This is a genomic window from Pseudomonas sp. Leaf15, assembly GCF_001421425.1.
In the GTDB taxonomy this organism is placed as follows: Bacteria; Pseudomonadota; Gammaproteobacteria; order Pseudomonadales; family Pseudomonadaceae; genus Aquipseudomonas; species Aquipseudomonas salomonii.
The window spans coordinates 176,205-197,772 of the sequence record NZ_LMKI01000035.1 but is presented as its reverse complement, the minus strand read 5'-3'; the positions used below and the strand labels follow the sequence as shown (position 1 = coordinate 197,772).

20 protein-coding genes are annotated in these 21,568 nt (G+C 60.6%); 11 read left to right on the top strand and 9 right to left on the bottom strand.

What is annotated here, in order from left to right; genetic code table 11:
* Positions 1-52 precede the first annotated feature (52 nt).
* The 7 genes from ASE80_RS26705 (at position 53) to ASE80_RS26675 (ending at position 5,714) form a co-directional block, all read left to right on the top strand.
* Positions 53-1,042, top strand: a complete 990-nt coding sequence (locus ASE80_RS26705) for an alpha/beta fold hydrolase (protein WP_056861566.1) — start codon at positions 53-55, stop codon at positions 1,040-1,042.
* Positions 1,043-1,276: 234 nt separating this feature from the next.
* The gene (gene rraA, locus ASE80_RS26700; protein ID WP_170875840.1) at positions 1,277-1,765 is read left to right on the top strand and encodes a ribonuclease E activity regulator RraA; all 489 of its coding nucleotides are present in this window, start codon (positions 1,277-1,279) and stop codon (positions 1,763-1,765) included.
* A gap of 25 nt (positions 1,766-1,790) precedes the next feature.
* Positions 1,791-2,786 (top strand): zinc transporter ZntB, encoded by a 996-nt coding sequence (locus tag ASE80_RS26695; RefSeq protein WP_017134759.1) that lies wholly within the window; start codon positions 1,791-1,793, stop codon positions 2,784-2,786.
* Between the two features lie 86 nt (positions 2,787-2,872).
* Complete coding sequence (locus ASE80_RS26690; protein ID WP_005790375.1) at positions 2,873-3,118, top strand: hypothetical protein; 246 nt, start codon at positions 2,873-2,875, stop codon at positions 3,116-3,118.
* A 2-nt stretch (positions 3,119-3,120) separates the two neighbouring features.
* Positions 3,121-3,945, top strand: a complete 825-nt coding sequence (locus ASE80_RS26685) for a mechanosensitive ion channel family protein (protein WP_003193288.1) — start codon at positions 3,121-3,123, stop codon at positions 3,943-3,945.
* 87 nt (positions 3,946-4,032) lie between these two features.
* On the top strand, positions 4,033-4,623 hold the full coding sequence (gene sigX / locus ASE80_RS26680) for an RNA polymerase sigma factor SigX (protein WP_017134760.1): 591 nt from the start codon (positions 4,033-4,035) through the stop codon (positions 4,621-4,623).
* A gap of 107 nt (positions 4,624-4,730) precedes the next feature.
* Entirely contained in the window at positions 4,731-5,714 is a 984-nt protein-coding gene (locus tag ASE80_RS26675) for an OmpA family protein (protein ID WP_056861564.1), read from the top strand.
* Positions 5,715-5,773: 59 nt separating this feature from the next.
* On the opposite strand, the gene cobA is transcribed toward ASE80_RS26675, so the two are convergent.
* The 8 genes from cobA to ASE80_RS26635 all read right to left on the bottom strand — a co-directional run bounded on the left by cobA (position 5,774) and on the right by ASE80_RS26635 (position 17,115).
* On the bottom strand, positions 5,774-6,517 hold the full coding sequence (gene cobA, locus ASE80_RS26670) for a uroporphyrinogen-III C-methyltransferase (protein ID WP_056861563.1): 744 nt from the start codon (positions 6,515-6,517) through the stop codon (positions 5,774-5,776).
* 10 nt (positions 6,518-6,527) lie between these two features.
* Complete coding sequence (locus tag ASE80_RS26665) at positions 6,528-9,236, bottom strand: nitrate reductase (protein WP_056861562.1); 2,709 nt, start codon at positions 9,234-9,236, stop codon at positions 6,528-6,530.
* The gene (gene nirD, locus ASE80_RS26660) at positions 9,236-9,553 is read right to left on the bottom strand and encodes a nitrite reductase small subunit NirD (protein ID WP_017134764.1); all 318 of its coding nucleotides are present in this window, start codon (positions 9,551-9,553) and stop codon (positions 9,236-9,238) included. Before nirD ends, ASE80_RS26665 begins: the two co-directional genes overlap by 1 nt.
* Entirely contained in the window at positions 9,550-12,003 is a 2,454-nt protein-coding gene (gene nirB, locus ASE80_RS26655) for a nitrite reductase large subunit NirB (RefSeq protein WP_056861561.1), read from the bottom strand. The genes nirD and nirB overlap by 4 nt, the downstream gene beginning before the upstream one ends.
* Before the next feature lie 231 nt (positions 12,004-12,234).
* Positions 12,235-13,905, bottom strand: coding sequence for a bifunctional protein-serine/threonine kinase/phosphatase (locus ASE80_RS26650; RefSeq protein WP_056861560.1), 1,671 nt, complete (start codon positions 13,903-13,905; stop codon positions 12,235-12,237).
* On the bottom strand, positions 13,905-15,116 hold the full coding sequence (locus ASE80_RS26645) for a nitrate/nitrite transporter (protein WP_056861559.1): 1,212 nt from the start codon (positions 15,114-15,116) through the stop codon (positions 13,905-13,907). Before ASE80_RS26645 ends, ASE80_RS26650 begins: the two co-directional genes overlap by 1 nt.
* Positions 15,117-15,299: 183 nt before the next feature.
* Positions 15,300-15,875, bottom strand: a complete 576-nt coding sequence (locus tag ASE80_RS26640; RefSeq protein WP_053257467.1) for an ANTAR domain-containing response regulator — start codon at positions 15,873-15,875, stop codon at positions 15,300-15,302.
* 13 nt (positions 15,876-15,888) lie between these two features.
* Complete coding sequence (locus tag ASE80_RS26635; RefSeq protein WP_056861558.1) at positions 15,889-17,115, bottom strand: CmpA/NrtA family ABC transporter substrate-binding protein; 1,227 nt, start codon at positions 17,113-17,115, stop codon at positions 15,889-15,891.
* Positions 17,116-17,403: 288 nt separating this feature from the next.
* On the opposite strand from ASE80_RS26635, the gene sctC reads away from it, so the two are divergent.
* The 4 genes from sctC (at position 17,404) to ASE80_RS26615 (ending at position 21,009) form a co-directional block, all read left to right on the top strand.
* Positions 17,404-18,861 carry a type III secretion system outer membrane ring subunit SctC gene (sctC, locus tag ASE80_RS26630; RefSeq protein ID WP_056861557.1) on the top strand — a complete coding sequence of 486 codons (1,458 nt, stop codon included), beginning with the start codon at positions 17,404-17,406 and terminating at the stop codon, positions 18,859-18,861.
* Positions 18,862-19,066: 205 nt separating this feature from the next.
* On the top strand, positions 19,067-19,456 hold the full coding sequence (locus ASE80_RS26625; RefSeq protein ID WP_056861556.1) for a winged helix-turn-helix domain-containing protein: 390 nt from the start codon (positions 19,067-19,069) through the stop codon (positions 19,454-19,456).
* Complete coding sequence (locus ASE80_RS26620; RefSeq protein ID WP_056861555.1) at positions 19,449-19,904, top strand: transglycosylase SLT domain-containing protein; 456 nt, start codon at positions 19,449-19,451, stop codon at positions 19,902-19,904. The genes ASE80_RS26625 and ASE80_RS26620 overlap by 8 nt, the downstream gene beginning before the upstream one ends.
* 85 nt (positions 19,905-19,989) lie before the next feature.
* The gene (locus tag ASE80_RS26615) at positions 19,990-21,009 is read left to right on the top strand and encodes a quinone-dependent dihydroorotate dehydrogenase (RefSeq protein ID WP_017134772.1); all 1,020 of its coding nucleotides are present in this window, start codon (positions 19,990-19,992) and stop codon (positions 21,007-21,009) included.
* A 264-nt stretch (positions 21,010-21,273) separates the two neighbouring features.
* Here the strand turns inward: ASE80_RS26615 and rmf are convergent, their stop codons facing one another.
* Positions 21,274-21,489 (bottom strand): ribosome modulation factor, encoded by a 216-nt coding sequence (gene rmf / locus ASE80_RS30515; RefSeq protein ID WP_002553055.1) that lies wholly within the window; start codon positions 21,487-21,489, stop codon positions 21,274-21,276.
* Positions 21,490-21,568 lie beyond the last annotated feature (79 nt).

Here is a 21,568-nt window from a genome sequence, read left to right as displayed (position 1 = left end):
TGTACAGGGCGGAACTCCATCCGGACGCCGCCCTTTTTTGTGCAAGAGCATTATGCAAAGCAGCAGCAACCTATTTCCCGTCGCCTTGATCAGTGCTGAACGTCGTGGCGACCTGAGTGAAGATGTGTACCGCCTCAAACCCGGTAACAGCCCCGACGGCACCGTCGAGCTGGCTGTGACCCGTTTGGGTTTGGCGGATGCCCCGGAAAACCGGGGCACGCCGGTTATTTTATTGCACGGCAGTTTTTCCAATCGGCGCTTCTGGTATTCGCCCAAAGGTATCGGCTTGGGCGCTTACCTGGCGCGTCAGGGATTTGATGTATGGATCCCGGAAATGCGCGGCCATGGCCTGTCCAAGCGCAATCAGGACTACGCCAGAAATCGCGTCGCCGATTACGCGCGTTACGATTTGCCGGCGATCGGCGCATTTGTCCGTGAGCAGAGCGCACAAATCCCGCACTGGGTCGGCCACTCCCTGGGCGGCACCGCCTTGGCAGCGGCCCTGGGCGGTCAGCACCTTGGCGCGCCAGCTGTGGCGTCGGTGGCGCTGTTCGGTTGCCAGGTCAGCCGCACCCACTGGCCGTTGAAGATTCCGCCGCTGGAGTGGACCGGCCGGTTGCTCTTGAAACGTTTTGGTGAAGTATCCGGCGTACGGCTCAAACGCGGCCCCGAGGACGAGCCGGCGGGCGTGATGATCGAAGCGATGCGCTGGAATGGCCTGTTCGGTCGTTTTGGCGATGGCAACCAGGACTGGTGGAAAGGCCTGGCCGATGTCGACGTGCCGCTGCTGGCGGTCAGCGCTGCCGGCGATCAACAGGACCCGGACTGGGCCTGTCGCAAATTATTCGAACAAGTGGGCTCTGAGCATCGCCAATACCTGTGCCTGGGGCGCAAGCAAGGCTTCAGCGGGGATTTCGGACATGTCGAGATGCTGGTCAGCAAGGCCGCGCAGGTTGAAGTGTGGCCGTTGGTGGCGCAGTGGTTGAAAGAACCACTGACACCTTTATTCGCGGCAGAGCCGCAGGTCATCGCCATGGTTTGACGCAGCCGCTCTGCCAGGGGCGTTTCACTCGCGCGAGGTTGCGGCTAAGATATGACGCGGCAAACGTTTCTGGTCATATTCAGTCGTGCAGTGGCTATTGCGTTGCGACGATGTGAGTCTGATCATGGCCGCGACTGACGAGAGCGCACTTAAAGTTCAACCGTTGTGACGCGTTTTTCTGATGTACACCGTGGGATGTTCGACCTCTTCCTTGATGACAGGAGTTTCCCGATGATCCATTACGTGACGCCCGATCTTTGCGACGCCTACCCTGAGCTGGTGCAGGTAGTTGAGCCGATGTTCAGTAATTTCGGTGGCCGAGACTCCTTTGGCGGTGAAATCGTCACCATCAAGTGCTTCGAAGACAACTCGCTGGTCAAGGAACAAGCCGACCAACCAGGCGCCGGCAAGGTGCTGGTAGTGGACGGCGGCGGCTCCCTGCGTCGCGCGCTGCTGGGCGACATGATCGCCGAGAAAGCTGCAAAAAATGGCTGGGAAGGGTTGGTGATCTACGGTTGCGTGCGTGATGTCGATGTCCTCGCCCAGACTGACCTGGGTGTGCAGGCGTTGGCACCGCACCCGATGAAGACCGACAAGCGCGGCATTGGCGACCTGAACGTGGTAGTGACGTTTGCCGGCGTGACCTTCCGCCCTGGCGAATACATCTACGCCGACAATAATGGCGTGATCGTTTCGCCAAGCCCGCTGAAAATGCCTGAATAAACCGCAGTAGCCGAAAGGGGTGAGGATGTTCGAGGAAGAAAACGCGCAGTGGGGGCTGGTGCATGCCCTGGTGCTGGACGGTAAAGGCGGTGCGCGTTCGATTGCCCGGACTGAGCTCGACGATTTACAGCTGCAGCCCCAGGAAAGCCTGTGGCTGCATTGGGATCGCAGCCATCCACAGACCCAGACCTGGTTGCGTAAATCCAGCGGTCTGAGCGAATTCGCCTGCGACCTGTTGCTGGAGGAGAACACCCGCCCGCGCCTCTTGCCGCTGCCGGACAGCGAATTGCTGCTGTTTCTGCGTGGGGTCAACCTCAACCCGGGCGCCGAGCCGGAAGACATGGTCTCGGTGCGTATTTTCGCGGCCGCCAGCCGCGTGATTTCCCTGCGCTTGCGCCCATTGCGGGCTACCGACGAGCTGCTGGTGCAACTGGCGGAGGGCAAAGGGCCAAAAACCGCCTCTGAACTCATCCTTTATATGGCGCAGTACCTGACCAATAAAGTGCAGGATCTGGTCACCGACCTGTCCGAAGTCGTCGATTTAGAGGAAGAAAAACTCGATGCCGACGAACGGTATACGCCGGAGCACGGCAACGTGTTGCAGATCCGCCGACGGGCTGCCGGACTGAAGCGTTTCCTGGCGCCGCAGCGGGATATTTTTGCCCAGCTGACGCGGATCAAATTGCCGTGGTTCTGTGACGACGATGCTGACTACTGGAACGAGTTGAACAACAGCCTGACCCGTTACCTGGAAGAGCTCGAACTGACCCGGGAGCGCGTGGGGCTGGTGCTTGAGGCCGAAGACCGGCGCTTGAGCGTGCGCATGAATCGCACGATGTACCGCTTCGGGATCATCACCGGGATCTTCCTGCCGATGAGTTTTCTGACCGGTTTGCTGGGCATAAATGTGGGCGGGATTCCGTTCTCCGCCAGCCCCTATGGATTCGTGATTGCCTGCTTGTTGATGGTCTCGGTAGCGCTCGGACAATGGTGGTTATTTCGACGATTGCGCTGGGTTTGACCTGAATATGACCTGAACACAAGCAGGGGCATATGTGACCCCAAGAATTTAACCCTCGTCTTTTAACTCACTTGCGAGAGGTCTTTATGCACGATCCGTTCGAACAGTCTTTGCGTGACATGCTCAATGCTTCGCCATCCAACCGTGATGACGATGCCTGCCTGGGCCGCGTGTTGAAAACCGCCAATCGTCAGGTAGGGGCGGGTGACCTGTTCGGGCTGCTGGGTCGTTGGTTGCCGGCGTTGATGATGGCCCTGAACAATGGTTCGGCCCACGTATCGCCGGTTTCGCGTCGTAAACCTCTTGCTCGCACTGCTGATAAGGCTGATTGAATATGGAACTTGATCTCTGGACCCAGAGCCTGGTCACCGCGATGACCGCATTGTGGACCAAGGTGGCGAATTTCATTCCCAACCTGTTTGGTGCTCTGGTTTTGGTGTTGCTGGGCTTTGTCGTGGCCAAGTTGCTCGATACCCTGCTGTCCAAGTTGCTCGCAAAATTGGGGCTGGACCGCTTGATGGCAGGCACCGGCCTGACTAAGCTGCTGGGCCGCGCCGGGTTGCAGGTGCCGATCTCCACCCTCATCGGGAAGATCGTTTATTGGTTTGTTCTGCTTATTTTTCTGGTTTCTGCGGCTCAATCCCTTGGACTTGAGCGAGTTTCAGCTACGCTCGACATGCTGGCGCTGTATTTGCCGAAGGTTTTCGGCGGCGCGCTGGTGTTGCTGGTAGGTGTTTTGCTGGCGCAACTGGCCAACGGGCTGGTGCGCGGGGCCGCTGAAGGCGTGGGGCTGGACTATGCTGCGGGCCTGGGGCGAATCGCCCAGGGACTGGTGATCATCATCAGTATTTCCGTCGCGATCAGCCAGTTGGAGGTCAAAACCGACCTGCTCAACCACGTGATTGTAATTGTTTTGATTACCGTTGGTCTGGCCGTTGCACTGGCCATGGGTTTGGGAAGCCGGGAAATTGCCGGTCAGATTCTTGCGGGAATCTATGTGCGTGAGCTGTATCAGGTTGGGCAACAGGTGCGTGTGGGCGAGGTTGAAGGGCAAATCGAGGAGATCGGCACGGTCAAGACGACGGTGCTGACCGATGACGGTGAGCTGGTATCGCTGTCCAATCGGATTCTCCTCGAGCAGCAGGTCAGTAGCCGCTAACCCGGCAAATCCTGCTAATGTACGCCGCCGCAAACCCGGGTGACCGGGCTGTAGCGGACATTGACCTGACTGTCGGCACGACTTGTTTTGAATAAAGCCCAAACGCTGTCCACGCGCTATGACCCCCGTGAGCTCTCTGATGAGGAGTTGGTCGCGCGCTCGCACACGGAGCTGTTTCACGTAACACGCGCGTACGAAGAATTGATGCGCAGATATCAACGCACTCTGTTCAACGTTTGTTCAAGGTATTTGGGGAACGATAGAGACGCGGATGATGTCTGTCAGGAAGTGATGCTCAAGGTGCTATACGGCCTGAAGAACTTTGAGGGAAAATCGAAGTTCAAGACATGGCTCTATAGCATCACGTACAACGAGTGCATCACGCAGTATCGTAAGGAACGGCGAAAGCGTCGCTTGATGGACGCTTTGAGTCTGGACCCCCTTGAGGAAGCGTCTGAAGAAAAGGCGCCGGTACCCGAGGAAAAGGCCGGACTTGATCGCTGGTTGGTGCATGTGAATCCGATTGACCGGGAAATTTTGGTGCTACGATTTGTCGCAGAGCTGGAGTTTCAGGAAATTGCTGACATCATGCACATGGGTTTGAGTGCTACAAAAATGCGTTACAAGCGTGCTCTTGATAAATTACGTGAGAAATTTGCGGGCGAGACTGAAACTTAGTGCGTGGCAAATATCTCTTACGTGTAGGCAAGTTCTGTTAGACTTGTCGCCGAGTTGTCCCCCGGTTTGTGGGACTGCTTTACAATCACCAGATGGGGATTTAACGGATGAAACTGAAAAACACCTTGGGCTTTGCCATTGGTTCTCTTATTGCTGCCACTTCTTTCGGCGCTCTGGCACAAGGCCAAGGCGCAGTTGAAGGCCAGCTGTTCTACAAGAAGCAGTTCAACGATAGCGTCAAGCACATCGAAGACGGCTTCAACCCTGGCGCTAGCATCGGTTACTTCTTGACCGACGACGTGTCGATCAACCTGAACTACGACACCACCAACCACACCCGTTCGAACGACGGTACTGGTTCCCAGAAGATCAAAGGTGACACTGGCAGCGTAACTGCTCAGTACCACTTCGGTCAGGCTGGTGTTGATTCCCTGCGTCCATACGTAGAAGGTGGTTTCGGTCACCAGAGCCGTACCAACGTTGAAGCTGATGGCCACAAAGGTCGTGACCAGACCACTCTGGCAATCGCTGGCGCTGGCGTGAAGTACTACTTCACCAACAACCTGTTCGCTCGTGCTGGCGTTGAAGCTGACTACGGCATCGACAACGGCAAGTGGGACTACTCCGCACTGGTTGGCCTGGGTGTGAACTTCGGCGGCAACGCTGGCGCAGTCGCTCCAGCTCCTACCCCAGCACCAGCTCCAGAGCCAACTCCAGAGCCAGAAGCTCCAGTTGCTCAGGTTGTTCGTGTTGAGCTGGACGTTAAGTTCGACTTCGACAAGTCGGTTGTTAAGCCTAACAGCTACGGCGACGTGAAAAACCTGGCCGACTTCATGGCTCAGTACCCAGCTACCAACGTAGAAGTTGCTGGTCACACTGACTCCATCGGTCCAGACGCTTACAACCAGAAGCTGTCCCAGCGTCGTGCTGACGCTGTTAAGCAAGTCCTGGTTAAAGACGGCGTTGCTCCTAGCCGCATCACCGCGGTAGGTTACGGCGAATCCCGCCCAGTTGCTGATAACGCAACTGAAGCTGGTCGCGCTGTTAACCGTCGCGTAGAAGCGTCGGTTGAAGCTCAAGCTGCTCAGTAATTACTGAGTAGTAGAAAAAGCCCGGCTTAGGCCGGGCTTTTTTTTGCCTGAAATTTGCCTCAGGCGCTCGCTGACACCGCAATGCAGGCGGCTTGCTCTGCGCCAGCAACACTGCCGATCACCAGGATCGCCGGGCTTTTCAGAGCAAATACCTGTGCATCGGTGTGCATGTGCGCCAGAGTGCTGCGCCATTCGCGCTGCTGAGGCAATGAGGCGTTCTCGATCATCGCCACTGGCATATCCGCTGCCATGCCACCCTCCAGCAATTGCTGACGAATCTCCTCCAGCTTCGCCACGCCCATATACACCACCAATGTCGTCCCGCCCTCGGCCAAGGCGCGCCAGTTCAGGCTGCTGTCGTCCTGGGTATGCGCGGTGACCAGCGTGACGCCGCGACTGACCCCGCGCAGCGTCAGGGGAATATCGCAGTTCGTTGCACCCGCCAGGCCCGCGGTAATCCCGTTGACCAATTCCACCTCTATCCCGTGTTCTCGCAACCACAGCGCTTCTTCGCCACCCCGGCCGAAAATACACGGGTCGCCGCCTTTGAGCCGCACCACGCATTTGCCTTGGCGCGCATAGCGCAACATCAGGCGCTGGATAAAATCCTGGGGTGTCGAACGGCAGCCGCCGCGCTTGCCCACGGTGACTACCCGGGCGTCCGGGCAGTGTTCCAGCACCCTAGCGTTGACCAAGTCATCGATCAGCACCACATCGGCCGCGTGCAGGGCGCGTACCGCTTTGAGGGTTAACAGCTCCGGATCACCGGGGCCTGCGCCTACCAGCCAGACTTTTGCGCTCATGTTTATCCCCTCACACACTGATTGCGATTGGCAGCGACGTGCTGGCCAAAAGACGTTTGATTTCCGGAACGCAGGAGCCGCATTGCGTGCCGCACCCCAGTTCCTGTTTAAGCCCGGCCAGGTCCAGGCCACGGCCAATACCGGCACATACCGCGCTTTCACTGACGTTCTTGCAGTTGCACACAATTTTGCTGCTGGCCGCTGCGCCTCCCGGTGGTGCACTGAGCGGCGCAAGTAACCAGCGCCGAAGTTGATCGTCGGCACGGCCTTCCAGCCACAAACTCTGCAGCCAATGCCGCGCCAGGGTTTCGCCGGCCAGGCGCAGCGCGGTAATGCGGCCTTTTTCGATTTTTACCCGCTTGCCAATCGAGCGGCGCGGATCGTCATAGGCCATGACCGGGCCGTCATTGAGGCCCAACAGTTCGTCGATACGGGTTAACAGTTGCAAATCGGGCGCTTCGGTATGGGCTGCGCGCACCAGAAGAGCCGGCCGTTCACGCCCGGCCAGGCTCAAGCTGACGTAGGCAAAGCCCTCACACAGCGGGCGGAGGGCGTCAAAGTGTTGCTGTACATTTCCTTCGATCAACGCGAACAACTGCCACGGTAGTTGCACGGCCTCCAGGCGCACGCCGCTGTGTTTGAGTTCGGGCTGTTTCGACAAGGGGTCGAACGCCGGCTGGGTAAGGGCATTAACACCGCCCTTGAGAAAACGATCACCCCAATGCATGGGCAGGAACGCCTGACCTGGGCGCACGCTGTCATCACTGCTGACGGCGACAATCACACTGCCGCGACGGCTTTTCAGGCTGATCAGGTCGCCCTCTTTGAAACGATGCCGACGCAGCTCATCCGGGTGCAGGCTCAGCAAGGCTTCATTGACATGGCCGAACAATTGCGCGGCCGTGCCGGTGCGGCTCATGCCGTGCCATTGATCGCGCAGGCGCCCGGTGATCAGGGTCAATGGGAAGCGCGCATCACGTTGTTCTTTGGCGGCGCGGTAAGGGTCGGCGATAAAGTGCGCGCGACCGCTGTCTGTCGGGAACACACCCTCGGTGTACAGGCGCGGCGTGCCGGCGTGTGCGCCCTCTGGAAATGGCCATTGCTGCGGGCCGAGCCGGTCGAGCAGGGCATGGCTGATACCCGACAAGTCGAGGTCGCGGTGGCGGGTCAGCACCTTGTATTCATCAAAGATCTGCGCCGGTTGCTCGAAGGCGAACAAGCTCGGCAACCCCGGACGCAAGTGTTGCTCCAGGCGCTGTGCGAAATCCACGGTAATCGCCCAGTCCGGCCGTGCTTCCCCAGGTGGGGCGACGGCGCGTCGTACGTGGGAAATCCGCCGTTCGGAATTGGTCACCGTGCCTTCTTTCTCGCCCCAACTGGCGGCGGGTAACAGCAGGTCGGCGTAGGCGGCGGTTTCGGTCGTGCGAAAAGCCTCCTGCAATACCACGAATGGGCAGGCCGCTAATGCCGCACGCACGCTGTTCTGGTCCGGCAATGATTGCGCGGGGTTGGTGCAGGCAATCCACACGGCCTTGATCTTGCCGGCCTGGATCTGTTCGAACAGTTCGATAGCCGTCAGCCCGGTAGACGCTGGCAACGTTTCGACGCCCCAATAAGCCGCGACTTCGGCCCTGTGCTCAGGGTTGGCCGCCTCGCGATGCCCCGGCAGCAGGTTCGACAAACTGCCGGTTTCGCGCCCGCCCATGGCATTCGGTTGGCCGGTCAGGGAAAACGGCCCGCAACCCGGCCGACCAATAGTGCCGGTGGCCAGGTGCAGGTTGATCAGCGCACTGTTTTTGGCACTGCCGGCGGTGGATTGGTTAAGCCCCATGCACCACAGCGAGAGAAAACTGCTGGAGGTGCCGACCCACTCTGCACACAGACGCAACTGCTCAACGCTGATGCCGCACAACTGCGTGACCATCTGCGGCGTGTAGTCATGCACCAGTCGCTTCAATTCGAGCAACCCATCGGTATGCGCCTGGATAAAGTCGCGGTCGATCCAGTCTTCCCACAGCAACAGGTGCAAGATCCCATGGAACAGCGCCACATCGGTGCCCGGCAGGATCGCCAGGTGCAAGTCGGCCAAATCGCAGGTATCCGTGCGCCGTGGGTCAATCACCAGCACTTTCATTTGCGGGCGCCGTGCCTTGGCTTCCTCAAGGCGTCGGAACAGGACCGGATGGGCGTAGGCCATGTTGCTGCCGACGATCATCACGCAGTCACTCGATTCCAGGTCCTCATAGCTGCACGGCGGCGCATCCGCACCCAGGCTGCGTTTGTAGCCGACCACCGCCGAAGACATGCACAGCCGCGAATTGCTATCGATATTGTTGGTGCCCACCAGTGCGCGGGCCAGCTTGTTGAAGCTGTAGTAGTCCTCGGTCAGCAACTGGCCGGAGATGTAAAACGCCACGCTGTCCGGCCCATGTTCGGCAAGGGTGTCGGCGAACACGTTGGCCGCGTGGTCCAGGGCGCTGTCCCAGTCGGTGCGGGCACGGGCCAGGCCTTTGCCCAGGCGCAGTTCCGGGTACAAGGCGCGGGCCGCCAGGTCGCCGGTCAAGTGCAGGCTGGAACCCTTGCTGCACAACTTGCCGAAGTTAGCCGGGTGGCTCGGGTCGCCTTGCACACCCAGGATCTGCGTGCCGTCATGCTCGATCAGCACGCCGCAACCCACCCCGCAGTAACAGCAGGTGGACGCAGTGGTCTGGCGGCTCATCAACCGGCGTCCCGCAGGGCCAGCATCACCCGGCCGTTTTCCACACGGGCGGGGTGATGATGGGCGCAGCCGATGTCCGGCGCCTGGGCTTCGCCCGACGCCAGGTCGATCTGCCAGTTGTGCAGCGGGCAGGCCACGCGTTTGCCGTAGATCAAGCCTTGGGACAGCGGCCCGCCTTTGTGTGGGCAGCGGTCATCGAGTGCGAAAACTTCATCGTCACTGGTACGAAAAATCGCAATATCGCCTTTTGGCCCATTGATGATGCGCGAGCCCAGGGCGTTGATCTCATCGAGGGCGCAGATATCCAGCCAGTTCATACCGACACCTCCAACTGCTTGACGGGGATGACTTCGAATTCCTTTTTCAGCAGCGGCTGTTCCAGGCGTTCTTTCCACGGGTCTTGTTCGAATGACAGCGAGAATTGCAGGCGCTCGTTGAGGGCCTGACGCCGGGCCGGGTCTTCCAGAACAGCTTTCTTGATGTGCTCCATGCCTACCCGTTGCAGGTAATGCACGGTGCGCTCCAGGTAGAAAGCCTCTTCGCGATACAGCTGCAGGAACGCGCCGTTGTATTCGCGCACTTCCTCGGCGGTTTTGAGCTTGACGAAGAACTCCGCGACTTCAGTCTTGATCCCGCCGTTGCCGCCGATGTACATCTCCCAGCCGGAGTCGACGCCGATTATGCCGACGTCCTTGATACCCGCTTCCGAGCAGTTGCGTGGGCAACCGGACACCGCCAGCTTGACCTTGTGCGGCGACCACATGTTGAACAGGTCGTGCTCCAGCTCGATGCCCAACTGTGTGGAGTTCTGCGTGCCGAAGCGGCAGAACTCGCTGCCCACGCAGGTCTTCACGGTGCGGATGGATTTGCCGTAAGCGTGGCCGGAGGGCATGTCGAGGTCCTTCCACACACCGGGCAAATCCTGTTTCTTGATGCCCAGCAGGTCGATACGCTGGCCGCCGGTGACCTTGACCATTGGCACGTTGTACTTGTCGGCCACGTCGGCAATGCGCCGCAGCTCCGACGGATTGGTCACACCGCCCCACATCCGTGGGACTACGGAGTAGGTGCCGTCTTTCTGAATATTGGCGTGGGCGCGTTCGTTGATCAGGCGCGATTGCGGGTCGTCCTTGGCCTCGCCGGGCCAGGTGGAGATCAGGTAATAGTTCAGGGCCGGGCGGCAGGTGGCGCAACCGTTGGGGGTGCGCCAGTTCAGGTAGCTCATGGTGCCGGCGATGGTCAGCAGGTGCTGGTCGCGGATCGCCTGGCGAATTTGCCCGTGGTTGAGGTCGCTGCAGCCGCAGATGGCTTTTTCGCTTTTGGGTTTGACGTCGGCGGCGCCGCCCACGGTGTTAATCAAAATCTGCTCCACCAACCCCGCGCAGGAGCCGCAGGAGCTGGCGGCCTTGGTGTGTTTTTTGACGTCATCGACACTGAACAATCCGTGTTCCTGGATCGCCTTGACGATGGTGCCTTTGCACACGCCGTTGCAGCCGCAGACTTCGGCGTTGTCGGCCATGCTCATGGCTTTGTCCTGGCCTTGATGGCCCACATCGCCCAGCGCGTTCTCACCGAACATCAGGTGATCACGGATCTCGCCAATCGCGTGGTTCTCACGGATCTGGCGGAAATACCAACCACCGTCGGCGGTATCGCCGTACAGGCACGCGCCGACCAGGATGTCGTCCTTGATCACCAGCTTCTTGTACACGCCGCCAATCGGGTCAGAGAGGGTGATGGTCTCAGTGCCTTCGCCACCCATGAAATCCCCGGCGGAAAACAGGTCGATGCCGGTGACCTTCAGCTTGGTCGAGGTCACCGAGCCTTTGTAAGTGGCAAAGCCCAGTTGGGCCAGGTGATTGGCGCAGACCTTGGCCTGTTCGAACAGGGGCGCCACCAGGCCGTAGGCGATCCCACGGTGGCTGGCGCACTCGCCGATGGCATAGATGCGCGGGTCGTAGGTTTGCAGAGTGTCATTGACCAGAATCCCACGGTTGCAGGGGATGCCGGATTTCTCTGCCAGTTCGGTGTTGGGGCGGATGCCGGCGGCCATCACCACCAAGTCGGCGGGGATGATGTCGCCATTCTTGAACTGCACCGAGCCGACACGACCGTTGCCGGCGTCGTGCAGGGCCTGGGTTTGCTCGCACAGGCGAAACACCAGGCCACGGCTTTCCAGTTCGGTTTGCAGCAACTGGCCGCTGGTCTTGTCCAGCTGGCGCTCCAGCAGCCATTCGCCGATGTGCACCACGGTCACGTGCATGCCGCGCAACATCAGGCCGTTGGCGGCTTCCAGGCCGAGCAGGCCACCGCCGATGACCACCGCGTGCTTGTGGGTTTTGGCGGTGTCGATCATGGCCTGGGTGTCGGCGATGTCGCGGTAGCCGATCACACCCTGCAAGGTATTGCCGGGGATTGGCAGGATAAAAGGCGTCGAGCCGGTGGCAATCAACAGGCGGTCGTACTCGGCCTCACTGCCGTCCTCGGCGATGACGATGCGTCTTACGCGGTCGATCTGCACCACTTTGCGGTTGAGCAACAGCTTGATGTGGTTGTCCAGGTACCAGTCGAGGTCGTTGAGCACGATCTCTTCGAAGGTCTGCTCGCCGGCCAGCACCGGTGACAGCAGGATGCGGTTGTAGTTGGTGTGGGGCTCGGCGCCGAACACCGTGATGTCGTACAGGTCGCTGCTCAGCTTGAGCAATTCTTCAAGGGTGCGAACCCCGGCCATGCCGTTGCCGATCATCACCAATTTGAGTTTTTTCATGTCGTTCTCCGCAATGGCTCGACAAATCGTGCGCAAACAAAAAAGGCGCCCCCACCAGTTACCTGGCGAGGACACCTTTGTCCGGTCCCGTTCTCTCGGGAAGCTCGATCCTTCGACGTTGAAGGGGCGGCTATATGTGAGTTGTTGATGAAGCTAATGCAGCGGTTGTGCCAAGTCGCCAGGCGCCCGCTTTATTGGGATTGCCATCGATACTGTGTGGCAAATCGCCCCCTAGTGGTGCAGCAGCCAGTACAGCAGCACCAGATTGACCAGCAGCGAGACGGTTGCCAGGGTTTGCCAGACCTTGAGCGGCTCGCGCTCCAGCAAGGGTTTGGGGCGTACGCTCAATTCACGGCGGTCGGCCAGTTCCAGCACCAGCAACCATTCCTCGGCGGTTTCATAACGCTCTGCGGGCTGCGCGGCCACAGCGCGGTCCAGGCTCAACGGCAACCACTCCGGTAAATCGGGGCGGTAACGACTGGCGCTGACGGGCTGGGTGAAACGTGGCCGTTGGAAAGCTTCGATTTCTCCGTAGGGGTAATGCCCGGTCAGCAGGTAATAGAGCGTGACGCCGACACTGTATAAATCCTGTTGCGGCGTAGGACGTTCGCCACTGAAGGCTTCGGGCGCGATAAAACTCGGGGTGCCGGGCAGCAAATGGGCGCGGTCCTCGGAAAGCCCCGGGCAGTAAGCCAGGCCGAAATCCAGCACACGCAACTCGCCATCATCGCCCAGCAGCAGGTTTTCCGGTTTGATGTCGCGGTGCAGGATCTGCCGTCGATGCAGCAGGCCCACTGCGCGCAGCAAACGCTCGGCAATGGACTGCCATTGCGCCAGGGGCAGCGGGCCTTGTTGCTGGAACAGTTGGGCGAGGGTCTGCCCCGAATATTCACGCATCACGTAGTACAAATGCTGACGCCCACTGGCTGCATGCACTTCAGGAAATGCGCGGCCGGCTACTCGGCGCAGAAACCATTCTTCCGACAGCAAGGCTTGGCCGGCGTCGTTGTCATCGTCGCGGTTGAGCGGCAAGGTTTTCAACAGCCAGGCTTGCTGCTGGGCATCGCGCACGCGGTACAGCAATGACTGTCGGCTTTGCGCCAGCAGGCTTTCAACCTGCCAGCCTTCAAAGCGTTGCCCGGCCTTCAGGGGCGGTGGCAGCGGCCATTGCTGCAACTGCACGAGCGCATCGCCCAGGGTCGCGGCGCCGAGCTGGTCGATACGCACCAGCAGCGCGCTGGCATTGTCCTGGCTGGCGGCCAGGTGCGCGGCATTCACGAGCGTGTTCACCGCGGCGTCGAGATCGGTTTGTTCGCGCAGGATCGCGCTGATGCTGTGGTCGCCCAACGTGGCCCACACGCCATCGCTGAGCAGCAGGAAGCACTCGCCTTCGCGCAGTTCACCGTCGAGAAAGTCCAGCACCAGGTGTTGATCCAGGCCGAGGGCGCGCTTGAGCACATGCTGCATGCCCGGTTGCTCCCACACATGGTCTTGCGTGATGCGCTGCAACTCGCCGTCCAGCCAGCGATACACCCGGCAATCACCGACATGCGCCAGGGTGAAGCGTTGGCCACGAAATACCAGGGCGCTGAGGGTGGTCAGCAGCGGCTGGCCCCCACCGTTGGCCTGCAGCCAGCGGTTCTGCGCCAGCAATAAACGCTCCAGGGCCTGGGCCACGCCCCAGGTTTGCGGTGTGGCGTAGTAGTCCAGGGCCAGCGCCTGCAAGGTCGAACGGGCGGCCAGGCCACCGTCGGCGCATTGGCTGACACCATCGGCGATGGCGCACAGGTAACCCTTGCTCGCGGCCAGTTCCGGCATGGGCGTGACCACCCGCAGAGCGTCCTGGTTTTGTGCGCGCGGGCCGATGGCGCTGGCCTGGGCGACGCTCAGTTGCAGGCTCATCAGACGCGTGCGGCAGTCACGGCGGCCGAGCCCCACGTCGTTCTCCAGCGACGCTTGACGCCGTGCAGGCCGAACCAGGCCAACACGCCCAGGCTGGCAAACAACCACAAGGCCAGCTGATAACTGCCGGTGCTTTGTTTGATTGCGCCCATGCCTGCCGCCAGGGCAAAGCCGCCGATGCCGCCCGCCATGCCGATCAGGCCGGTCATCACGCCGATCTCGCGGCGAAAACGCTGGGGCACCAGTTGGAACACCGCGCCATTCCCTGCGCCAAGGCCGAGCATGGTGCAGACGAAAAGCGCCAGTGCGGCGTAGGAACTGGGCAGGTTGAAACCCACGGCGGCGATGCAGATCGCGGCCACGCCGTACATGCCGAGCAGGGTGCGAATGCCGCCGAAACGATCGGCCAGCGCGCCGCCCAAGGGGCGCATCAGGCTGCCTCCAAATACACAGGCGGCGGTGTAGTAACCGGCGGTCACCGGGCTCAGGCCGTATTGATCGTTGAAGTAGCCGGGCAGGGCGCTGGCCAGGCCGATAAAGCCGCCGAACGTCACACTGTAAAAGAACATGAACCACCAGCTGTCGCGGTCGCCCAGGGCCTTGAAGTAGTCGGCCATGGATTTGGCTTTCGGGCGTTCGGGCGCATTGCGCGCCAACCAGGCGAACACGATCAGTGTCAGCACCAATGGGATCAGCGCGAAGCCGAACACATTGCTCCAGCCAAATGCGGCGGCCAGCACCGGCGCCAGCAATGCGGCAAACACGGTGCCGGAGTTGCCGGCGCCGGCGATACCCATGGCTTTGCCCTGGTGCTCGGCGGGGTACCACTGGGAGGCCAAGGGCAGCGCAACGGCAAAGGAAGCACCGGCCATGCCCAGGAACGCACCCAGCAACAGGGCTTGTTCGTAGCTATGGATGCCGAGTTTCCAGGCGCCGAACAGCGCGGCAATCACAATCACCTGGCCGATCAGCCCGGCGGTCTTGGGTGACAGCTTGTCGGCCAGCATGCCCATCAAAAAGCGCAGCACCGCGCCTGCCAGGATTGGCGTGGCCACCACCAGGCCGCGTTGCTGGGTGGTCAGGTGCAGGTCGGCGGCAATCTGCACCGCCAGTGGCCCCAGCAGGTACCAGACCATGAAGCTCAGGTCGAAATACAGGAACGCGGCAAACAGGGTCGGGGTGTGCCCGGATTTCCAGAAGCTTGATTTCATCACGCACCTCAACGGTTGGGGGTCTTGTCAGAAGGCCTGTTGGCCCCAATCGCCGGGGCCAAAACGAAAAAAAACGCCGCCATCGAGTTCGCGAGTGCAAACCGGATGGGCGACGTCTTTGTCGTAGAAGGGGCAACCGCCGTTGGCTACCTGTAATGAATGCTTAGCAAGAGCTGCGCCAGTTCAGCCGAGCAGCTCACTCATGGCGATGATCTGCTCGGCCACCTGGATCAGTTTCTGCTGGCGGCTCATGGCCTGGCGGCGCATCAGGGTGTAGGCCTCTTCCTCATTGCAGTGCTTCATTTTCATCAGCATGCCCTTGGCCAACTCGATGCGCTTGCGCTCGGCCAACTGTTGGTCACGGGCCTGGAGCTGGGCGCGCAAGGCCTGGTCGCTTTCAAAGCGGGCCATGGCCACGTCGAGAATCGGCTGCAGGCGCTGGGCCTGAATGCCTTCGACGATGTAGGCGCTGACCCCGGACTTGATCGCCTGGCGCATCACATTGGGGTCGTGCTCATCGGTGAACATCACGATGGGGCGCGGCTGGTCGCGGCTGACCAGCACCACTTGCTCCATCACATCGCGGCCAGGTGACTCGGTATCGATCAGGATCACGTCCGGGCGCACCGTTTCGACGCGCGCCGGCAAGTCGATGGTCAAGCCGGACTCATCGATCACCTCGAAACCGGCTTCGGTCAAGGCGGCTTTGAGGCGCCCGACCTTGCGCGGGGTGTCGTTGATCAACAGGATTCGTAACATAGTCGTGGTCCTGTCAGCGCAATGCCTGGCGGCTGGTAAGGTCCGCCAGGGCATGCAGGCGGAAGCTGCGGGCGTAGGCGGCGGGGTCGGAGCCGTCCCAGATCTTGCCGTCGATCAACTGGCTGCTGCGCATGTCTTGGGCATTGGCCGGGACGCCAACCGCAGCCGCGGCTTGGCGATACAGGTCCAGTTGCTGCACCTGGCGGGCCACGCCCAGGTAGTCCGGGTCTTCGCGCAGCAGGCCCCAGCGGCGAAACTGGGTCATGAACCACATGCCATCGCAGAGGTACGGCAGGTTCACCTCGCCATCGGCGAAAAAACGCAGGGCGTGCGGGTCTTGCCACTGGTTGCCGAGGCCGTCGTCATAATTTCCGAGCAAGCGGGGTTCGATGCAGTCGAGCGGCGCATCAAGGTACTCACGGGCGCTGAGCAGTTGTGCGGTGGAGCGACGGTTTTCCTGGCTTTGTTCGATGAAACGGCTGGCCTCAAGGATCGCCATGACCAGTACGCGGGCGGTGTTCGGGTATTGATCGACGAACGCCTGGGTGCAACCGAGCACTTTTTCTGGGTGATTCGGCCAGATCGACTGGGTAGTGGCCAGGGTGAACCCCTGGTTTTGCTGGACCGCGCTGGCGCACCAGGGCTCCCCAACACAAAAACCGTCAATGCGCCCGGCTTGCAGGTGCGCGATCATCTGCGGCGGTGGTACCACCACACTGTCGACGTCTTGCAAAGGGTGAATGCCTTGGCTCGCCAGCCAGTAATACAGCCACATGGCGTGGGTGCCGGTGGGAAATGTCTGGGCGAACGTCAGCTTTGTCCGGCTTTGGTGCACATGGCGGTCGAGTGCCTCAGGAGTGGTCACGCCCTGCTGTTGCAGGCCGTGGGACAGGTTGATGCTCTGGCCGTTCTGGTTGAGCCCCATCAGCACGGCCATATCGGTGGGCGCTACGCCGCCGATGCCCAAGTGCACGGCATAGATCAACCCGTACAGGCTGTGGGCGGCGTCCAGTTCACCGCTGACCAGTTTGTCGCGCAGGCTGGCCCAGGAGGATTGGCGCTTGAGGTTCAGCGTCAACCCGTAAGGTTGGGCAAACCCCTGGGTGGCGGCGACCACCAATGAAGCGCAGTCGCTGAGTGCCATGAAACCCAGGTCCAGGCTGCTCTTTTCCGGGGCGTCACTGCCGTTGACCCACGCCAGTGGGGTGTTCACCGGGCTGTTGCCGACCGAGTCGTTCATCAACACCTACCTTTTCTGTCAAAAAAAAAGCATCGCTCCTTCGCATGGCAGTACAAGCCATTGCCGGGTAACGACGCCTTTGTCTGTAAGCCTGCTCCGACGTTGGCGCGGGCTCTGATGCAGAGTCCGTAGCAAGGCACATGCCACGGGGCGGCGGATGGAGCCTGCCGTCACCTTTCCATCAAGATTGAAACTCGAGTGCCTTTCAGTATGGCCGCTTCTTTGCGCCCGACTGCCAGGAACACCCAAGGTGCCTATCGATTCACCCACCCTGATGAGCTACTACCGATGAGCAGCGCCCGCCTGTGCCGCTGGCTGCTGTGCTGTGCCGTGCTGTGGGCCAACGTTCCCGCTTGGGGGGAAAGCTATCAGGCACGGGATGAAAGCCTGCATACCTTTTTCACCGCGTTGTCGTTGCCCTTGGGGTTGCCTGTGGTTGTCAGCCGTGAAGTGGCGCGTAAACGCCTTTCTGGCACTTTCGATCTGGAAGCGGCGCAGCAAACCCTGACGACAGTGGCCGAGCAACAGGGCCTGATCTGGTACAGCGACGGGCAGGCGCTTTATCTGTATGACGCCGGCGAAGCGAAAAGCTCGGCGGTGGTGCTGCGGCACATTCCGGTCGACAGGTTGCGCGGGTTCATGCGCCGTTCGGGGCTGGATGAATCACGTTATCCACTCAGAGAGAGCGGCGCGCGCACGTTCTACGTGTCCGGGCCACCTAATTATGTCGACCAGGTGCTGCACCTGGCCCAATTGATGGACAGGCCACGCACCGAAGTGCGTGTGGGCAAACAGGCTTTCGGTGTGGTCCAGGTGTTCAACACCCACGTGGCCGACCGTCAGTACGCCATGGGCGATGACAAGGTCAATGTACCGGGCATGGCCACGATGATCGAAAAGCTGCTGGCCATCGAGCAGCAGGATGCCACGCAGCGTCCTCCGGGGTTACTGGCCGACAAGAGCCTTTTGGTGATGGCTTATCCGGACTCCAACAGCTTGTTGATCAAGGGCAAGCCGGCCCAGGTCAAGGCCATCGAGGAGCTGGTGGTGGAACTGGACAAGCCCAAGCGGCCGATTGAAGTAGCGCTTTGGCAGGTCGATGTGGACCGCAGCGAGTTCGACAGGATGGGGGCAGCGTTCGCTCGGGAAGCCAGCACCGGGGCCACCGTGACGCGGGTATTGGAACCTTTGGACGACAATCGTTTGATGGCTCAGCTCGGTGTGCTTGAGCGTCGGCGTAAAGCCAAGGTCACTGCGTTCCCGGTGATCCTTACCCAGGAGAATGTGCCGGCGGTATTCCACGACAACCATACCTTTTACCTGCCCAAGCCTGGCGCTGACAGTGGCGAGTGGCAGCCCGTGGGGTATGGCACCGAAGCCAGCGTGCTACCACGCTTTGCGGCGGCCAATCAGATTGAAATGCAACTGACGCTTGAGGATGGCCGTCAATTGGACAGCAAGCTCGAGCCAGGCTCGGCCGGGGCTGTAGGGCGAGTAGGGATCAGCACGGTGGTGCGGGTGCCCCAAGGCAGGCGTCTGTGGCTGGGTGGTTTTCCACGTGAGGGCGACGCGGGTCAAAGCCGACGGGCCGCCGTTCGGCTGTTTGTGATCCAGGCCCGTGCGGTAGGGGCCGAACCGCGCATGCTGGCCGGTGCCGTGGGGCCGCCACCGCTGACACAACGCCAATATGAGCGTGTGCAACGTGCATTCATGCGTGAAAGCCGTGAAGCCCCGGAAACCCCTTAGCCCTTTGAGCGCCAATCGACGTATTCCAGAACGGTTGCCGTCGGCGATGGTGAAAAGTCCTACGCGATGCCCACCGAAAACCTCGATTACATGGGTTTTTTCCTAACGTTGTTCCGAGGCCGGCTTTTTATAGTCGCGAGGTTGGCGTATCGGCCGTTTCTGGAAACAAGGAATTCAATGTCAGTAGTCAGGTGCAGAGGTGAATATGACCCTCGTGGATGAAGGGCTGACGGTCGCATGGTTTTTTGCCGGGTGGACCTTGCATGCGGATGGCCGTTTGACGGGCGAGGGTGTGGATATTCAGCTGCCGCCCAAGGAGTGGCAGGTGCTGCGGTTGCTGCTGGCATCCGATGGTGTGCTGATGACCAAGGATCGTTTACTTGAGCAGGCCTGGTCCCGTGGTGAAGTCGCGGAGGAGTCACTCACCCGTTGTATCTACGAATTGCGCAAGCACTTGAGGAAAGATAAGGGCTTTATCAAGACCATATACGGCAGGGGTTATCGCTTTACCTGTGCCGTCACCGTCCGGCACCACTCAGGGGCGGGGCGTGTGCAGCGCGTCTGTTCGGCCTGTGGCCAGGTGCAACATGATTAGGCGCCTGGGCAACGGGGTGCTGTTGAGCCTGCTGATGGGCAGTCATCAGGCCTGGGCCAGTTGCTGGGATGACGTTGCCCGTCGCTACGACATCGAGCCGGAGTTGTTGCAGGCCATCGCTGTCGTGGAGTCGGGCGCACGCGGCGGCGCGATGAACCAGAGCAATAGTGATGGCTCGCGGGATATAGGCCTGATGCAAATCAACAGCATACACTTGCCGCGTCTGGCCAAGCAGGGGATTACCGAAGAACGGTTGCTGAGCGACCCATGTTTATCGGTCGAAGTGGGCGCTTCGATCCTGGCCGACTTCATCCAGCGCTTCGGTTACAACTGGACAGCCGTGGGTTCCTATAATGCCGGGCCGGCACCTGGGCGCGAGGCATTGCGCCTGCGGTATGCAGAAAAAATCTGGGCGCAGTACGAAGCGTTGGTTGCACAACGCCAGTGACGAATGGACGGCACGCCTCGCACCCGGCGTGCCACCCCGGCTATAATCGCGCCACCTTTCGCCGCCATCCGAGTCTAGCCCGCCCATGTATACCCTGGCCCGCCAGTTGTTGTTCAAACTCTCCCCGGAAACCTCCCACGATCTGTCCCTGGACTTGATCGGTGCCGGTGGTCGCCTGGGGCTCAATGGCCTGGTATGCAAGGCGCCGGCAAAAATGCCGGTGTCGGTGATGGGGCTCGATTTCCCCAACCCGGTCGGGCTGGCTGCCGGCCTGGACAAGAACGGCGCAGCCATCGACGGCTTTGCGCAACTGGGGTTCGGCTTTGTCGAGATCGGCACCGTGACGCCCCGTCCGCAGCCGGGCAACCCGAAGCCACGTATCTTTCGTTTGCCCGAAGCCGAGGCCATCATCAACCGCATGGGCTTCAACAACCTGGGCGTTGATAACTTGCTGTCGCGGGTTCAAGCCGCGAAGTACAAAGGCATTCTCGGCATCAATATCGGCAAGAACTTCGACACGCCGGTCGAGCGCGCTGTGGATGATTACCTGACCTGCCTGGACAAGGTCTACGCCCACGCCAGCTACGTCACGGTCAACGTCAGTTCGCCCAACACGCCAGGCCTGCGCAGCCTGCAGTTTGGCGATTCCCTCAAGCAATTGCTCGAAGCCTTGCGCCAGCGCCAGGAAGACCTGGCCGTGCGCCATGGCAAGCGTGTGCCGTTGGCCATCAAGATTGCCCCGGACATGAGCGATGAAGAGACCGTGCTGGTTGCCCAGGCCCTGGTGGATTCGGGCATGGATGCGGTGATCGCTACCAACACCACCTTAAGCCGCGTAGGCGTTGAAGGGCTGGCGCATGGTGACGAAGCGGGCGGCCTGTCGGGCGCCCCGGTACGGGACCAGAGTACCCATATCGTCAAGGTGCTGGCGGCCGAGCTGGCGGGGCGTTTGCCGATCATCGCCGTCGGCGGCATCACCGAAGGCAAGCACGCAGCCGAGAAGATCGCCGCCGGCGCAAGCCTGGTGCAGCTCTATTCCGGCTTTATCTACAAAGGCCCTGCGTTGATTCGCGAGTCGGTGGATGCCATCGCGGCTTTGCGCTGATAGATCGTGATAGATCGTTCCCACGCTCTGCGTGGGAATGCATCAAGTGACGCTCTGCGTCACACCTTCAAATCGGGACGCGGAGCGTCCTGGGCGGCATTCCCACGCAGAGCGTGGGAACGATCAGTAGATCAGCCAATTTCCGAGCATTAAAAAGGGCTCCAAAAGGAGCCCCCTGGGCCGAAGCCCGCCGCCCGGATAGGACGTGCGTGGTTAAGTCGTTAAAAAAATCTTCAAGGTAGTTGTCGGATTAAGTGCCCCGTGTCAGCCGACGGCGTGAAGTTCGTTGAGTCTGTGGATTCCCGCAGTGCCAGTCATACCGTCCCAGTTGTCGCCGCGTCCTTCTCGCCAGCCGTTGATCCAGGCTTGGCGTACCGACGGTAGAGTAAATGGGCAAAGCTCACGGGATTTACCATGAACGCCATATTGATATCCGCGTAAAAATGCTCTTTCCAACGGATCACGCTTAAGTCTTCTCATAGGGTGTTTCCCTCACTTGTTGACTGTCTAGATATCCTTCGGCCCCGCGTGGGGCCGGGCAGGGTTTTCCTGCCATTGG

What these genes read in the sequence shown, in the direction of transcription:
- ASE80_RS26620 (WP_056861555.1), top strand. Translation starts at nt 19,449, where the DNA reads ATGATTAGGCGCCTGGGCAACGGGGTGCTGTTGAGCCTGCTGATGGGC.
- ASE80_RS26650 (WP_056861560.1), bottom strand. Translation starts at nt 13,905, where the DNA reads ATGAGCCTGCAACTGAGCGTCGCCCAGGCCAGCGCCATCGGCCCGCGC.
- ASE80_RS26695 (WP_017134759.1), top strand. Translation starts at nt 1,791, where the DNA reads ATGTTCGAGGAAGAAAACGCGCAGTGGGGGCTGGTGCATGCCCTGGTG.
- ASE80_RS26615 (WP_017134772.1), top strand. Translation starts at nt 19,990, where the DNA reads ATGTATACCCTGGCCCGCCAGTTGTTGTTCAAACTCTCCCCGGAAACC.
- sctC (WP_056861557.1), top strand. Translation starts at nt 17,404, where the DNA reads ATGAGCAGCGCCCGCCTGTGCCGCTGGCTGCTGTGCTGTGCCGTGCTG.
- ASE80_RS26685 (WP_003193288.1), top strand. Translation starts at nt 3,121, where the DNA reads ATGGAACTTGATCTCTGGACCCAGAGCCTGGTCACCGCGATGACCGCA.
- ASE80_RS26640 (WP_053257467.1), bottom strand. Translation starts at nt 15,875, where the DNA reads ATGTTACGAATCCTGTTGATCAACGACACCCCGCGCAAGGTCGGGCGC.
- ASE80_RS26645 (WP_056861559.1), bottom strand. Translation starts at nt 15,116, where the DNA reads ATGAAATCAAGCTTCTGGAAATCCGGGCACACCCCGACCCTGTTTGCC.
- rmf (WP_002553055.1), bottom strand. Translation starts at nt 21,489, where the DNA reads ATGAGAAGACTTAAGCGTGATCCGTTGGAAAGAGCATTTTTACGCGGA.
- ASE80_RS26625 (WP_056861556.1), top strand. Translation starts at nt 19,067, where the DNA reads ATGACCCTCGTGGATGAAGGGCTGACGGTCGCATGGTTTTTTGCCGGG.
- ASE80_RS26690 (WP_005790375.1), top strand. Translation starts at nt 2,873, where the DNA reads ATGCACGATCCGTTCGAACAGTCTTTGCGTGACATGCTCAATGCTTCG.
- ASE80_RS26675 (WP_056861564.1), top strand. Translation starts at nt 4,731, where the DNA reads ATGAAACTGAAAAACACCTTGGGCTTTGCCATTGGTTCTCTTATTGCT.
- cobA (WP_056861563.1), bottom strand. Translation starts at nt 6,517, where the DNA reads ATGAGCGCAAAAGTCTGGCTGGTAGGCGCAGGCCCCGGTGATCCGGAG.
- nirD (WP_017134764.1), bottom strand. Translation starts at nt 9,553, where the DNA reads ATGAACTGGCTGGATATCTGCGCCCTCGATGAGATCAACGCCCTGGGC.
- ASE80_RS26635 (WP_056861558.1), bottom strand. Translation starts at nt 17,115, where the DNA reads ATGAACGACTCGGTCGGCAACAGCCCGGTGAACACCCCACTGGCGTGG.
- ASE80_RS26705 (WP_056861566.1), top strand. Translation starts at nt 53, where the DNA reads ATGCAAAGCAGCAGCAACCTATTTCCCGTCGCCTTGATCAGTGCTGAA.
- ASE80_RS26665 (WP_056861562.1), bottom strand. Translation starts at nt 9,236, where the DNA reads ATGAGCCGCCAGACCACTGCGTCCACCTGCTGTTACTGCGGGGTGGGT.
- nirB (WP_056861561.1), bottom strand. Translation starts at nt 12,003, where the DNA reads ATGAAAAAACTCAAATTGGTGATGATCGGCAACGGCATGGCCGGGGTT.